The organism is Vibrio sp. Of14-4 (genome assembly GCF_022347625.1).
GTDB lineage: Bacteria > Pseudomonadota > Gammaproteobacteria > Enterobacterales > Vibrionaceae > Vibrio > Vibrio pristinus.
Genome location: NZ_JAKRGI010000008.1, coordinates 40231 through 54103, shown reverse-complemented (window position 1 = coordinate 54103; position 13873 = coordinate 40231). Strand labels below are relative to the sequence as shown.

The window sequence follows — 13873 nt, the reverse complement described above, 5'->3', positions numbered from 1 at the left end:
TTACAAAACTATGTTCAGCTCAATGAGCTGTGCCAATTACTGTATTGCCGTTTGTACAGAGTAATTGACCAGCTCATATGAGAACTCAACGGCGCTTTAATCAGTACTTGCTGCTGGATGGGTTGATTGATAAAGCTTATCTATCATCAGCTTATCTAAATCTGAAAAAGCATCATTGTTCTGGTACGATATCAGGCCACCATTCGGCAGACTCTTATAGTTCATTATCGACTGAACCTGATTACTTTGGTGTCGCAGACCAAATGCGTGTAATGCTTCATGTATCACCACATGGTAACTGTGGTTCCAAGTAAATAGCCTACCGGTATTGGTGATAAACTCATTTCTCCCATTCTGGAAGATGGTGTATGCACCTTGTGATGCTTGGTTAGGATCTCGTTTGAAAACCAGCTTAGCCTTGCTTAAATCACTCGTGTACTCAAAGCTTGTACCCTCATATCCTGCATCGACTAACGCTTTAGCCAATAGGTTAAGCTGAGTGGTTACCTCTGTCGTTTCAAGATTGATATCATTTTGCGTCCAACCGCTGAGATTGGTAAAAGAAGGATCGAACCCATAATAATTTTTCTGACCTAGCTGAAGTCTTCCTGACTGGTTTGGGCCTCTTGTATACGTTTCAAGCTCTTTTGAAAAAACGACAAAGTTCTGATTTGTGATCACGTCTCTCTGATTACTAGCGCTTACTTCTTTGTTATCGTGGTCGTTATAAAAGAAGTGGATAGGCTCTATGTGTTCTGCCGAGAAGAAATTATTGGCTATCGCCTCCATGGTGAACCAAATAGGTTTGGCTGTCGAAAGGCTGCTACCTATCTCAAACTTATGGTCAGGCTGCGCAGAAATATCGAAAGAAAGGTTATAGTGGTAATCTCGACCGTGACCACCTTGTCTCTCTTCACTAACCACTTCGTTTGAAACAATATCGCTAAATGCTGCTGGCGAGGTTGACGATCTATGTGTACGACTAAAGTCTATCTTTCCTGTGTCATTTTCTAGAGTGTAGTTATCAGCGACGACACTACACTCACCATAGTGAACGCGTAAAGTTAGATGATTCTTGATGTAATCAATAACAGTACTACCTGCTTTGACTATCTGCTCCTTTCCAGCTTTGGAGATATGAATTCTTAACTTATACTTCAGCCTTAACTTGCTGACCTTATAATACCCATCACTATTCAGTGCCCCGACATTATCGTCAGTACTAATGGTCAAAGGGGAGTCTTGCCAACCATTTGAACTGTAATCATAAAATGACAGTCCAACTTTCTCAGAATGTAATTCTACAGCTGGTTGTTCAGATTCTCTGGTTTCTACTGCATCGGTTACCATGGTCGATTTCCTTTATTCAACGTTTTTGTGGAACTCATTATTACGTGGCTAACTAACGAAAACCTGCCCCAAATAAAGTCATCGCCAGTACAACAATTTCTACCACTGGCAGTCATCATACTCCCCACAAATAACAACCTAAATGCATATAAGTACATGTGAGTTGATCAAGAACATGGAATACGATAAAAAGCAAATCACTGATAATATTGACTTTAGATGATACTATTAGCCGTAAAGTGACGGATTTTAAACAAAGCACAGACTTGCATAGTGAGTCCCACCAACACATCAGTGAATAAAGTTAAGATTCATGGGAAAACATAAACATACATCCCATATAGAGTTTTACTCCATACCAATACATGCTAAATTTTTATTGATTATTAACTCAATTAATGTAGTTTGGAATATTATCAACACATTGTTATTAGTTGTTTCGCAAACATTGAACATTAGTTGAGTGGCAAAAAGTCGGCGAACTAGGTAGGTGGTAAACTATGAAAATCAGTCAATTTCTTACTTTGCTATGGGCACCCTTGATGCTCGCCCCTTCTATCGCGATTTCCAGTGAAAATGAATCACTGAGCCTTGAAGAACAACAAGCATCGGAAGTTTCTCAAACGTCTACGCGTCTTTCGTGCAATTCATGGAGTACGCCAGGCAATTTTACCTGTGACTTCTTGGATAAAAAGCCAGAAATTGGCTGCGACGATTGCTATATGGGCACTTTCTCTAAAGGCTGGACGATTAAAGGAAGTTGGAGCGGTGATTTTAATTGGTTTGGAAAATGCGCTGCCGTAGATAACTCGACAACTACGCATATCAAACAGATCAGTGTCGCTGGATTACCCATGCCACATGTCGAAGTTACCCATACTGTTAACAAAGCCTGTACCGACGAAACCGGTAAGTCATGGGCCCAAGGTGATAAAATTGGCTCCATGATAGATTATGATGCCTATATCCCACCATCGGATTACTTTTCGGAAACATGGTCCACTAACTCATATTCTAATGTGAAGAAGAAGCAATGCTCGCAAATCAATTCTCACGGTTCTTTAGTATGGGTATGTAGCGAGTACTTTCTCCTTAATGGAGCCTACGAGTATTACGTAGATTGGGAGGATTTTTCTAAAGCATCTGGGCGCTGTGCCAATAGCGGTTGGGAGCTTCCACCCTATCAAATAATCATTGATTATCTTAATGACAAAAACACCAAGCCTTCAAATCAAGAGCCCATGCATGAAAGATATGTATGGAGTGCAGAAAGCAACGAACCTGGAAGCCGATATGCTGTATACAATAATTGGTCTTATGATTGGGTAAAAGGCACTCGTGCAGAAACAGATGGCGCTTATACCTTCTGCGTACCCCATGATCCTTATATGGAATCCTGTCCGATTGAAAATACCGCGAATTCGGAAAGTTGTTTTTATAAAAACTAAAACTCACAACTTACAATTGTTAGGTAACAGCAAGAACACTGCTGGCACATTACTTTAACTACGAACTGCTGTTACCGTTACTTCAATTAAAACTTGCCCTTCAAGAGCAACACCTAAACAGGCTCTTTGCGGCCAATGTTCGGGATTAGTACCTAACCAATTTGTCCAAACAGAGTCCATAATAGGCTTGTCATCCATATTGGTAATATAAACTTGAGCTGACACAATTTGAGTTTTATCAGAACCTAGTTCAAGCAAATTACTTTGTATGGTTTCGAGGGTTAATTGGGTTTGTTGCTCAATACCTACTGATGTATCAGAAGAGGTTGCTACCGTCCAAACTAAATCTTTATATGCTGATGATTTATTACGCCCATCGTAAATTCCACGCTTTCTCTCTATCATCGATAATACCTTATAGTGCTTGAAGCTAATGCCCGATTTATATTTTAAATATAAGTCGGCTAGGATAAGTGACGAAGAAACAAAAGCCAACTGTATTACGTCCTAATTGGTTGTGATTGTTACACAGCTATTAACATTGAACCCATTTACGTTTACTACCTTCAGAACGTTGAATTTATTATTATGTAAGTGCTCCCTCTGGCACGATTATAGGTAGATCTGTACAACCAAAATCTATTCCAAACTGGCTTAACAAGCAGGTTAGCTGACCTCTATGGTGAGTTTGATGATTGAAAACATGTTGGAAAAACTCACCAACTATTCGTTCAATCATCTGTCCTTCTGTTGTCGTGTAACTAACTATTTGGTTACAACTTTCAGCGGTAAGCTGATCAGTGATTTCAAGGTAGATTGAGTCTACTAGTTCTCGTAATTCAGAAAGTTCCTCTAAGTTCGAAGCGAAAGTATCAGAAACAGACTTGGGAACGGGTAACATCTCTAAAACTGTGGCATCAACTGCTACCAGCTCATTGGCTACAAGGCGCTGTAGCATAATCAAATCGCCGAACAATATATGATTCCAGTGAGCCATGATTGTAGAGAAAAATGAACGGGTGTTATGATGCAGCTGCTCATGAGTCAGCTTGCTGCAAGCACCAAGTAATTGTTTATTCATACGCTGGTTATACAGCGCCAACATTCTGAAATTTGAGGATAAGTCCATTTGCTCTCCAACGTATATAACGCTTTTAAAACGATAGATTGTCGTCTTTCGTACCACACAATGCAGGCTTTTATATTGATCGCTTGATCATTAATGCCAGCCCTTCTGGGTTTTCCCACGCCATTGAGTGCCCTGCATCGGGTACGACTACCACATTAATATTTTTTCCTATTAATTCATCATAATCGGGGTCGGGTAAAGTATTGCTACCATAAATATATGTTTTAGGCATCTCTAATGAATAATATATTTCTCTCCAGCTTGGTATATGACCTTTAATAAGTGACGCAGCATTTCTATAAATTGCTATCGGAGAGCTATTCGATAATCCCGTGGCCCACTCTGTATTACCAGAAAATATACTTTCATTGATAAGGTCTTTATAGCCAGATTCTATGAAATCCTTCTCACTGTAATTGGCGATTTTTTTACTAAAAAACCCACCGCCAGAATCTAGATTAGCTTCACTTAAAATAAGCGACTTAACTCTAGAGCTGACTAAATTGGCTAAGGTGATAGATACAGCACCTCCCATACTATGACCGAAAATCACAAACTCATCTATATGCAAAAAATCCAGCAATGCTTCAAGATAGTTAGCATGATTTTCTATTGTATAGTCAAATGATTTAGGTTTATCGCTATATCCTGAGCCAACTAAATCAATAAGAATACATCTGTGATTAGACAAACAAGCCATTGAGGCGACTTGTGGATAATCAAATGAAGATGTACAACCAAGACCATGAATAAAAATAATCGGTATTTCATGACCAGGAAGATCCTGATAACGAAGAATCACATCATTACTCAGTTTAAACTCTTTCATTTTTCTCTCTAATTAATATGTAAGGGCTAAATAGTAATACAAATACTGTATATAAAGACAGTCATTTAATCTAACATAAGACACAAAAAGCATAATCTTCATATTTTTCACTCTGCCAGCATATAAATATGAGTGGGCGATTTGCCATTTTAGAGCTACTTGAGGATACACTCTAAAGGAACCAAATTAGGGCACATTAAAAGAGCTATAAACATTAAAACTCGACGTTTACCAGTAGAGTCTTGGAGACAAACAACCAAAACTTGGTCGATAAATTCGGTAGTCAAACACGATCTAGAGCGTCCTCGATCGTGTTTTAGGTCTCGTGATATCTAGCTTTAGTCCATATTAGCTCCAATAAATTCAATTGGAGCTAATATCATGAAATGGACATATTTACTGTTCGCATCCTTATATTTTCTTTGTGCTTCCGTCAGCGCTTCCGGTGTTGGATTCACACAAATCACCTTAACCGATGATCCTCATCGACCACTAAACACCGCTATTTGGTATCCTACACAAGATGTTTCAGCAAAAGCCTTGATTGGTGACAACCCAGTTTTCGTTGGAACACAAGTTATAAAGGGTGCCCATATCAAATCCGGCATATTTCCTGTGGTGTTGTTATCACACGGCTACCGAGGAAACTGGCGAAACCAGAACTGGTTGGCAACCGAGCTTGCTCAGCGCGGCTACATAGTAGCGGCCACTGATCATCCGGGAACTACCTCTTTCGACCAATCATCCGTCCAGGCGGTAAAATGGTGGGAAAGACCGAGAGATGTGTCACGCGTTCTGGATTACTTATTAACCGCAACCAAATGGAAGCCCTCTACAAACCCTAACGATGTTACTGCGATCGGACATTCATTGGGCGGCTGGACAGTGATGTTATTAGCTGGAGCGAAAGTAAATAGAGCAAGGTTTGAGGCTGATTGTCTACTATACCCTAACCCAAGAACCTGTGGACTGTCTCAAGAGCTTGGGTTATCAAGGGTCCAAACTTCAGAGCCATACAATAAAGCGCTGCGAGATCCGCGAATCAAGCGTATCGTAAGTCTGGATTTAGGTCTTGCTCGAAGCTTTTCTATTAAGAGTCTAAGAGACATCAATGTACCAAGCTTAATACTCGCGGCTGGCGTCGATATAGGCGATCTGCCTCAGGCATTAGAGTCTGGTTATATTGCTGAGCACATGCCTCTGAATTTAAGACGCTACAAAGTCTATGAAAAAGCGGCCCATTTCAGTTTTATGCAAGACTGTAAACTCGGAGCAGAGGTTATGCTCGAAAATGAGGTATCAGGCGATGGCATTATTTGCAAAGATGGCTTAGGTGCATCGCGCCGCGAGCTACATCAATTGATGTTAAATGACATCCTTAACTTTCTGAACCGATAAACAGCAAGCAAACCCTATTCAATCTAATCCTTGTGGCGAGCTTCGATACTCACTCGGAGTTTGCCCAGTTATCCTTGAAAATTCACGATTAAAATTGGATTTGGTTTGAAAGCCCGAGCTAAGAAAGATATCCGTTATTGACTCATCACTTTGCTTAAGCAGAGTCTTCGCATGCTCAATTCGATAAGCATTGATGACCTTCGAGATGTTTTGCTTGTGAGTTTGATTAACCGCTGCCGATATTTTTCGGGCCGGAATACCTAACTTTCGCGCTAACCGATTAAGAGACAGATCTGGGTCTTTAAATACTTGTTGCTCTCTCATCAATACATCAAACCTAGTCATGATCTGCGTAGTTTCTTCAGCTTTGTCCTCATCTAAACTTTTCACTGAGTTGGCTGGCATAACCGCTTGTTCAGGAGAGCCATATAATATGGAAGGCTCAACTTGAGGCTGCTTGTATTCGCTCGTAGAGGTTGTACTTAGGCTAACAACCACCACTGCCGCAACAATAGCAGGAATAAACACAAGATAACCAGCCGATAGTATCCAACTCGTGTGCTGCGCATTAAGTAGCAAGATATCATAAGAGAGCACGCCATCAACCAAAGCAGAAAACAGCAGAAGTCCACCCGCAACCCACTGGGCAACGACCACTTTCGATATGTCAGTTAGCCGAACATTTTCCGGCACACTAAACGACGACTTTAGCAACACACTACCATAGCCGAGATAGAGTAAGATCAGCAAAACATCGACGGTACCAACCCAGATATGGTGATAAAAAAATGAGCCAACCAAAACCGAAAACGGACCTAACCAATGTAACTGAGTATTAGATATACTCCGATGAGCTCCTGCAAAACAGAGCCAAGCCGCGACTGGCACATTTGCGCTAAGAACAGGCTGTAGGAAGCGAACCAAGGCAATATCTAGCGTCCATCTCAGCCCTACTACCATCATTATTAATACACACAGCATGATAAACCGGAATGGTTTTTGACTCGTTTGTGGGTAACGGCATCGAAGCACCACACCGGCTATAAATAACAGCAAGGATGCGACAAATGGTAAGGGAATAGCGAGCATCAAAAGTCCGTTTAAATTCGAGAAAAGATCATTGAAATGTTTTTAACACTCATACCAAGTCCAAAAAGCGCAGCGTAGGGGTGTTTACAAGGATTTATCTTAATAAGATTGGTCACGCAATACGACTTTTTCAGGCGCAAAGCATACAAAGACATTCTCAGAGTTAGACTGAAAGTCGATAAAACGTGCATTCCATTTTGATTTGTCGTTACCAAGATACTTATTCAATAAACGTTCAGCACGCGAAGAGTCAAACTCGTGAACATTTGCAATGCCTCTAAAACCCGCATGGATAGATTTACCCGATGCCCTATCCCAATCAACAATACTGATGGCGCTTTTGGGTTGCTGCGCCACTCTTTTAGAGAAGGAGTCACCTTTTACGGAGATGATCCAAATTTTCCCATCTTCCCACAAAAACCAGACAGGAGAACAACAAGGTCCATCCTGTGACTCACTTGCTAAAAAAGCATATAAGGGCTGAGATAAAAACTCATCTAGATCTAGGTTTCTACTTTTCTCGATAATTTGCATTTAGTATCCATTAATAAGCTGGCGCTCTGTTCATAGCAGAATATAATTGGCTAGACTAAACAGCGAAGGAGAAAGGCCCAACTGTATTTTGTCTGTTCTTGAGCCCTACACTAACCTTGTAGCTCTAGCCAATCTTGTTCACTTGGCATGGTCTCAAATTGTGGGAGCCCATCGTTTATGAACCCGTTGTCCCAACTTGCATGAGAACCGACGTAAACATGAGCAGCAACCTTTGTATCAACAGGCTCGGACAACAAACCAGCAGGTACCCAATATGAATTACCATCAGAACTTATATTTGGTACTGGGCTACCGCATTGAGAACAAAACTCAGATTTAAAACCCGATTTAGTAGAGAAAGACTTAATTTTATGCTCGCCACCACACCATTTAAAATTGGGTACTTTGACTATCAAAGCTGAGTTTGATGAAGAACCCGAGACTTTGCGACATAATGAGCAATGACATTGATAAATGAATGGTAATTCACCTGATAGCTCAAACCAAACTTCTCCACACAAACAGTTTCCTTTCAATCAAATTATTCCTTATCGATTAGTGCGCATAGAGTCATACTTAACTGTCTTCCAACCTACCATAAATAAATTATTTAACAATAATTTATTAATTTACCTTATTGAAATGTCAATTTTTCATACGTAAGTCTGATTCAACCTCAATGAACTTTATAGTAAGGACAGAACACCAGAAAACAGGATAATTTATCTTTTTCGGTACGAGAATGTCTAATACTTACATAAGAGCGAAAACCAACTCTTATTTACTAGCACTTACGATTCTCATTTTCTCTGTTTAAATCTCTAATGTCTGGTGCATTTTTAAGCAGCGATTCACTTAGTTCCAGGGGCAATTCTATGAATAGTGTTGCGCTGCTATCCCAGCAAACAATTTCAAAAAGTGAGTCACTCAATTGCTTTTTAGGAATACCCTCCCAGAACTCAGAGTTACCATCTGCGAAGGGCTTTTCGCTAGTGAAAGGCTTCGTGCCCTTGGGATACACAGACACTACAGACCAAACAAACTGATAATTATATTCCGTTATTTTTTTTGATAACTCTTCACCCAGCACCCATGCCGGATCACTTAGCTCTTCCCAACCACCATCTACATCCGAAAAGTGCCAATCATAATCTTCTGGGCGAATACCCAGCCATTTACAAACATCGACAAGGCTTGTATACCATGGAACATTTCTGCTTCTTTCTTGTATATAGTTCATTCTCATTGATTATTAACGCCTCGCTTAAACCACACAAAGTAGCCGTTTAAAAAATTAGCAACCAAGGTGCGTAGCCCACTATGTTAAGGTGAGATGATCGAATGGTTTTAATCTTTACACCAAACACTTCGTGTGCCAGCGCTGGTAAAGCCCACAGATTTACAATTTTTGCTACTAATACTGTTTGGCATAACATCGGTCAGGATTACCTTAACGCCGAAACCTATTGCCTCTTCTATGCGAGCTCTCAATAAAGCGGTTTGACAGCCATTCGAGCGATAAGCCTCTTGCGTATAGGCATTGGCTAATATTGCATACTCGTTTTCAATAAAGCTTGTTGCCCAAGCGCAAGGCTTACCATTTATTTTTGCTACATAACAACGAAACGTCTCCGTACAATACAGCGAGCGTTTCTTTGCCCATATGTTATCGGTACACTCTAAACCTGACGTTTTAAGTAAAGCTAAGAATTCATCGACTTGATTATGGTCCCAGCGCTCGACGGATACGTGCTTTGACATCACAGCAGGCTTGGTGTATTTGGATGCCTCTAATTCGAGAAATTCATGTTCATAATCGAGTTTAAATTCATGACTGGACAACCATGTTTTCAGATCGTGTGTCATTGCCTGCGGCTCAACAGAAATCTCCGGCGAAAAACCACCTTCAAACAGATTGAGTTGGGCGTCTAACCTTTCATGACTGCAAATATCATGAACAATTATTTGATTGTCATACTTGCGCGTTATATCTACAAAAACAGAATATTCTTGCGTCTTGGTAGTAAATAATTTACTCGCCAAATCGGTTGAAAGAGTTCGCTCATTATTAAAATAAAAATACGAGCTATATACGTCTTGTACTCTTTTATCTTGCATCATTCCCTCGAGGTTTTTAAAAACTAACCCTTTACAAAGATGAACTTTGGGTTAACCTTTATAATAAAAAGCCAAATGATATCAATAGATTCAATTGTTTATCATACTCAACGATGTTTTTGAGGCATTTATCAGAAAAATAATTATTTTGATTAACGAAATGCTAAGTATTGCGAATCTCTGTTGAATAGTTTGTTATATTTTTTTGACTAAACAGTATGTCGTGTGCCCTGTAGTGCGCATTTATCTTGTTGATTCAGTCAAAACGCGCAAAACTCTTCACTATTTAAAAATTAACGCAGCCCAGCGAGCTAGTCCTGATGTCACAGAACCAAAATAGTCCTTTCCAACCACTGGAGTATTCGGAACTATGGATTCGATCGCCTTGGTAATAATTGGCGAGCGCGCCGAGCCTCCGGTCAAATATATAACATCCGGATTTGTGCTGCCTTGTTTAATCGCTTCGGTAACTAAAGCCGTCATTTTTTCGATTGGAGTTGATAAGGCTTGCTCGACTTGTCCGCGTGTAATATCACAACAAAGTATTTCTTTAATTAACTGTATTTCGGCGCGGCAGGACGTCTGATTCGATAAAGATATCTTTGCTTGTTCAGCTTCACGCACAATGGCGTAGCCAAGTGTTCCTTGATGAACCTCTAACAAACGTAGCAAGTTATGATTCTCAGATACTTGCTTTGACAGCAACTTAAGTTGTTTGTAGTTCTCTTGAGAATAAAACTGCCTTTGAGCTTGAACGTCATTAATGGCGATAGGGTTCCAAAATTGGGTGATAGGCACATCCAAACCCATAGTATTGGGCGATCCCATACCAAATTCATGCATAAAACATTTAAACGCAGTGTAGATGTCAAGATCATTGCCCCCTACTCTCTGCCCTGTGTGAGCAATGAGTGAGTCACTTCTGTCTTGTTTGTCACGCCAACTCGGCCCCATTTGAACAAAAGAGCAGTCTGTTGTCCCACCCCCGATATCGACTACCAGTACGTTTTTGTCATGGGTTAAATTTGCTTCGTAATCAATTCCCGCCGCAAGTGGCTCAAATTGGAATTCAACTTCTTTAAATCCAGCACGACCAGCGGCTCTGCGCAAAATACCTTCAGCTTGTCTGTTAGAGTCCTGCCCACCTCGGCCAAGAAAGTTCACAGGTCGGCCAATGACCGCTTGAGTGACGCTTTTTTGCAAGTGATTCTCTGTCTGATTTTTAATGTTGACCATCATGGCGCACACTAAGTCTTCAAAAAAAGCCAGCTGGCCATCACGCAGGCCCATGACGCCAAGAAAGGATTTGGGTGATTTTACAAAGTAGGTATCTCTTGGATCGGCAAGATATGAATCGAAGGCTTGATCTCCAAACTGAAGATCATCAGGATGAATAACTAAACCCTCTTCTTTATTGTGCTTAATTGCTCTTCTGAGCAGCGCTTCTCCTACTTCACCTTCGGGCTTAATGCCTTTGCATTTAAAAAGGTATTCAGATACCGACTCAGTATTGGGTGCCGATAAGGTTGAAGGAAGATAGCACCCTTCCTTTGTGAGAGGCACTTGAATAATTTCTGAATTGATAAACTCTGATACTGAGCAGTTTGCTGTTCCATAATCAAATCCTACCGCCATACACAAGCTCCAAAGCATCAAATAAAATGGGGCACGCATTAAACACTATGCGTAGTAGATGTTCAAGCTAAGTGAAGCGCTATTTGTATTAATGACTCAGGAGTAAGACATTAACTTATTGGGCTTTTCTAGGTTTCGGTTGTTAATGTTTGAGTTTCACTGCGCTGAAAGGGCAAAGTAATGATAAAGGCAAGACCCGGATGCTGCGCTTGTACTGTGATAGTGCCATTGTGCAAGGCAATAACTCGCTCTACAATCGCCATGCCTAATCCGGCTCCTTGTACCTTATTTTGCGTTTCTCTGGCTCGGAAAAAACGGTCAAAAATACGTTCTATATCTTGTTCACTCATCCCGCGGCCACTATCAGATATGATGATTTGCACGCTATCATGGCTTGGAACAATTTCTGCCCATATGCTAGTGCCATCTCCTGAATAGCGAATCGCGTTATCAATCAAGTTTCGAAAAAGGCAATTTAAAAAGATATCATTTCCTTGTATGACGCAAGATTCGAACTCAGCATCCAGCATCATCTCCTGATTTTGTTTAAGTGCCAGCGGCACCAGCTCGGCAATAACACTGCGTAACAAAGAGACCACATCAACGGGCTTGTCGAGATCTACTGTTAACCCACTCTCTACCTTGGCTAAAGTGAGAAGCTGTTCAATTGTCCTTTCTGAACGAACAATACTCTCTTCTATTTGGGCGAGATCGTGGTTTTTTTCTTCTGCATTATCGGTTTTAAGCGCATTCTGGGCGTTGAGCTTTATGACCGCAAGTGGTGTTCTTAGCTCATGCGCTGCATCTTGGTTGAAACGTTTTTCTCTTTGCCAAGCCGCATCGACCTGATCAAATAAGAAATTTAATCGCTTTACTAAGCCGTCAATCTCGGTAGGGACATCAGAGATGTTGACGTGAGACAGATTATCTATCGACTTTTCAGATATTTCCTTTTCAAGACGGCTGATAGGAGCAAACAAATGGTAGGTAAACAGCACTAATAGCACACATAAAAGTGGAGTGGTCACCAGCAAAGGAACAATGGCTGGCATCGCGATTTTATTTTCAATCTTACCGCGTAGCTGCTTGTCCTCTCCGAGCCATAACCAGAGTAATTCACCACTTTTGGGTTGGGTCAACACCATAGTAACCCCGCGCCATGTATTGCCCTTTTGATAATCTTTTATGTCGTTGAGACCAGGTCGACGCATCAAGTCTAAATCAATAAGTGGCGCGTTAGCCGAATTAGCCAATACGCTACCCTGTCGGTTTAGCAACAAATATGCAAAATCATCTTTAAGCAGCTTTTCTGATGACCACTGCTCAAGCTTGTCCTCTGGTGACGTTTTACTTGTGATTTGAGCTAACAGGTCTTCTGGCGCCATGTCTTGATTCTCGCCCAAAACCGAAGGGTCAGTCATGACCAGCACCTTCAAAAAACTCTCGCTCAAATCTTCAAGGCGCGCGTCATTAACATCATTGATTGCTTTTGAGGTGTCAAAGTAAACCCAGATGATGGAGACAGTGATCACCGCCAAGCACAGCTCAACACTAACGGTTGCAACGCGGCGCTTTATTGATTTTAACTTCATGCTTTTACTGAACAATATAACCAACGCCACGAATATTTTTTATCGTATCTTTAGGCATTTTTTTTCTTAAATTATGAATATGAACTTCGATAGAATTAAGCCCTGCACTTTCATCCCAGCCATGCATGTTCTGTAATATCTGGGTTTTACTTAGCACCCGACCTGAATTAGTGACGAGATACAGCAGTATTTTAAACTCATTAGGTGTTAGATTGATCCCCTTCCCCGCCACCGCAACCTTGTGAGAATTGACAGACACAGATACGTCTCCCACCACAATAGTATCATCTGCAATCCCTGCAGAACGTCTGATCAGAGCGCCCATTCTAGCCAGTAACTCTTCAAGCTGAAAGGGTTTGACCAAATAGTCATCTGCACCATGATTAAGTCCATAAACACGATCGTTTAACTCATCTCGGGCACTGAGAATCAAAACCGGCGTCTTATCCCCTTTGTCTCTGAGCTCTTTTAGTACCTGTAATCCACTGATACCTGGTAGACCAATATCAAGAATGATCAGAAGAAAATCATCGGCTTTAAGTGCATGCAAAGCACTTTCTCCAGAAGTGACCCAATCAGCGGTGTAATGATGTCTAGCAAGGGAGGCCGTAATTGCGTTACCCAGCATAGGATCATCTTCAACAAGTAATATACGCATTTCATCTCCCTACTTATCTAGAGTCACAGTCAACACAAAAAGGCCGACACATGCCACCAACTTAATCTATCAGACTTAAAAAAGGTTTAAGTT

14 protein-coding genes are annotated in these 13873 nt (G+C 40.9%); 2 read left to right on the top strand and 12 right to left on the bottom strand.

Translation table 11 applies throughout. The features are described from left to right. Nucleotides 1–96: 96 nt before the first annotated feature. Nucleotides 97–1350, bottom strand: coding sequence for a hypothetical protein (locus MHN79_RS09930; protein ID WP_239172761.1), 1254 nt, complete (start codon nucleotides 1348–1350; stop codon nucleotides 97–99). 500 nt (nucleotides 1351–1850) lie between these two features. On the opposite strand from MHN79_RS09930, the gene MHN79_RS09925 reads away from it, so the two are divergent. Further along, on the top strand, nucleotides 1851–2798 hold the full coding sequence (locus MHN79_RS09925; protein WP_239172760.1) for a hypothetical protein: 948 nt from the start codon (nucleotides 1851–1853) through the stop codon (nucleotides 2796–2798). A gap of 54 nt (nucleotides 2799–2852) precedes the next feature. On the opposite strand, the gene MHN79_RS09920 is transcribed toward MHN79_RS09925, so the two are convergent. From MHN79_RS09920 to MHN79_RS09910, 3 genes are all read right to left on the bottom strand, one after another. After that, complete coding sequence (locus MHN79_RS09920; RefSeq protein WP_239172759.1) at nucleotides 2853–3203, bottom strand: RidA family protein; 351 nt, start codon at nucleotides 3201–3203, stop codon at nucleotides 2853–2855. Nucleotides 3204–3384: 181 nt separating this feature from the next. Continuing rightward, nucleotides 3385–3927, bottom strand: coding sequence for a DinB family protein (locus MHN79_RS09915; protein ID WP_239172758.1), 543 nt, complete (start codon nucleotides 3925–3927; stop codon nucleotides 3385–3387). Between the two features lie 70 nt (nucleotides 3928–3997). After that, nucleotides 3998–4756: an alpha/beta hydrolase gene (locus MHN79_RS09910; protein ID WP_239172757.1), complete on the bottom strand. Its 759-nt coding sequence runs from the start codon at nucleotides 4754–4756 to the stop codon at nucleotides 3998–4000. Nucleotides 4757–5137: 381 nt separating this feature from the next. On the opposite strand from MHN79_RS09910, the gene MHN79_RS09905 reads away from it, so the two are divergent. Next, complete coding sequence (locus MHN79_RS09905) at nucleotides 5138–6154, top strand: alpha/beta fold hydrolase (RefSeq protein ID WP_239172756.1); 1017 nt, start codon at nucleotides 5138–5140, stop codon at nucleotides 6152–6154. Between the two features lie 18 nt (nucleotides 6155–6172). On the opposite strand, the gene MHN79_RS09900 is transcribed toward MHN79_RS09905, so the two are convergent. The 8 genes from MHN79_RS09900 to MHN79_RS09865 all read right to left on the bottom strand — a co-directional run bounded on the left by MHN79_RS09900 (nucleotide 6173) and on the right by MHN79_RS09865 (nucleotide 13780). Continuing rightward, nucleotides 6173–7246 (bottom strand): AraC family transcriptional regulator, encoded by a 1074-nt coding sequence (locus MHN79_RS09900; protein WP_239172755.1) that lies wholly within the window; start codon nucleotides 7244–7246, stop codon nucleotides 6173–6175. A gap of 96 nt (nucleotides 7247–7342) precedes the next feature. After that, entirely contained in the window at nucleotides 7343–7777 is a 435-nt protein-coding gene (locus MHN79_RS09895) for a pyridoxamine 5'-phosphate oxidase family protein (protein WP_239172754.1), read from the bottom strand. 110 nt (nucleotides 7778–7887) lie between these two features. Beyond that, a complete protein-coding gene (locus MHN79_RS09890; protein ID WP_239172753.1) occupies nucleotides 7888–8298 on the bottom strand; it encodes a GFA family protein in 411 nt (136 codons plus the stop codon). A 263-nt stretch (nucleotides 8299–8561) separates the two neighbouring features. Continuing rightward, nucleotides 8562–9023, bottom strand: a complete 462-nt coding sequence (locus MHN79_RS09885) for a hypothetical protein (RefSeq protein ID WP_239172752.1) — start codon at nucleotides 9021–9023, stop codon at nucleotides 8562–8564. Between the two features lie 101 nt (nucleotides 9024–9124). After that, complete coding sequence (locus MHN79_RS09880; RefSeq protein WP_239172828.1) at nucleotides 9125–9895, bottom strand: GNAT family N-acetyltransferase; 771 nt, start codon at nucleotides 9893–9895, stop codon at nucleotides 9125–9127. A 282-nt stretch (nucleotides 9896–10177) separates the two neighbouring features. Next, complete coding sequence (yegD, locus tag MHN79_RS09875; RefSeq protein ID WP_239172751.1) at nucleotides 10178–11530, bottom strand: molecular chaperone; 1353 nt, start codon at nucleotides 11528–11530, stop codon at nucleotides 10178–10180. 128 nt (nucleotides 11531–11658) lie between these two features. Then, nucleotides 11659–13122 (bottom strand): ATP-binding protein, encoded by a 1464-nt coding sequence (locus MHN79_RS09870; RefSeq protein ID WP_239172750.1) that lies wholly within the window; start codon nucleotides 13120–13122, stop codon nucleotides 11659–11661. A 4-nt stretch (nucleotides 13123–13126) separates the two neighbouring features. Next, nucleotides 13127–13780 carry a response regulator transcription factor gene (locus MHN79_RS09865; protein WP_114783875.1) on the bottom strand — a complete coding sequence of 218 codons (654 nt, stop codon included), beginning with the start codon at nucleotides 13778–13780 and terminating at the stop codon, nucleotides 13127–13129. Nucleotides 13781–13873: the final 93 nt, after the last annotated feature.

What these genes read in the sequence shown, in the direction of transcription:
- MHN79_RS09880 (WP_239172828.1), bottom strand. Translation starts at nt 9,895, where the DNA reads ATGCAAGATAAAAGAGTACAAGACGTATATAGCTCGTATTTTTATTTT.
- MHN79_RS09915 (WP_239172758.1), bottom strand. Translation starts at nt 3,927, where the DNA reads ATGGACTTATCCTCAAATTTCAGAATGTTGGCGCTGTATAACCAGCGT.
- MHN79_RS09905 (WP_239172756.1), top strand. Translation starts at nt 5,138, where the DNA reads ATGAAATGGACATATTTACTGTTCGCATCCTTATATTTTCTTTGTGCT.
- MHN79_RS09910 (WP_239172757.1), bottom strand. Translation starts at nt 4,756, where the DNA reads ATGAAAGAGTTTAAACTGAGTAATGATGTGATTCTTCGTTATCAGGAT.
- MHN79_RS09870 (WP_239172750.1), bottom strand. Translation starts at nt 13,122, where the DNA reads ATGAAGTTAAAATCAATAAAGCGCCGCGTTGCAACCGTTAGTGTTGAG.
- MHN79_RS09925 (WP_239172760.1), top strand. Translation starts at nt 1,851, where the DNA reads ATGAAAATCAGTCAATTTCTTACTTTGCTATGGGCACCCTTGATGCTC.
- MHN79_RS09920 (WP_239172759.1), bottom strand. Translation starts at nt 3,203, where the DNA reads ATGATAGAGAGAAAGCGTGGAATTTACGATGGGCGTAATAAATCATCA.
- yegD (WP_239172751.1), bottom strand. Translation starts at nt 11,530, where the DNA reads ATGGCGGTAGGATTTGATTATGGAACAGCAAACTGCTCAGTATCAGAG.
- MHN79_RS09865 (WP_114783875.1), bottom strand. Translation starts at nt 13,780, where the DNA reads ATGCGTATATTACTTGTTGAAGATGATCCTATGCTGGGTAACGCAATT.
- MHN79_RS09895 (WP_239172754.1), bottom strand. Translation starts at nt 7,777, where the DNA reads ATGCAAATTATCGAGAAAAGTAGAAACCTAGATCTAGATGAGTTTTTA.
- MHN79_RS09885 (WP_239172752.1), bottom strand. Translation starts at nt 9,023, where the DNA reads ATGAGAATGAACTATATACAAGAAAGAAGCAGAAATGTTCCATGGTAT.
- MHN79_RS09930 (WP_239172761.1), bottom strand. Translation starts at nt 1,350, where the DNA reads ATGGTAACCGATGCAGTAGAAACCAGAGAATCTGAACAACCAGCTGTA.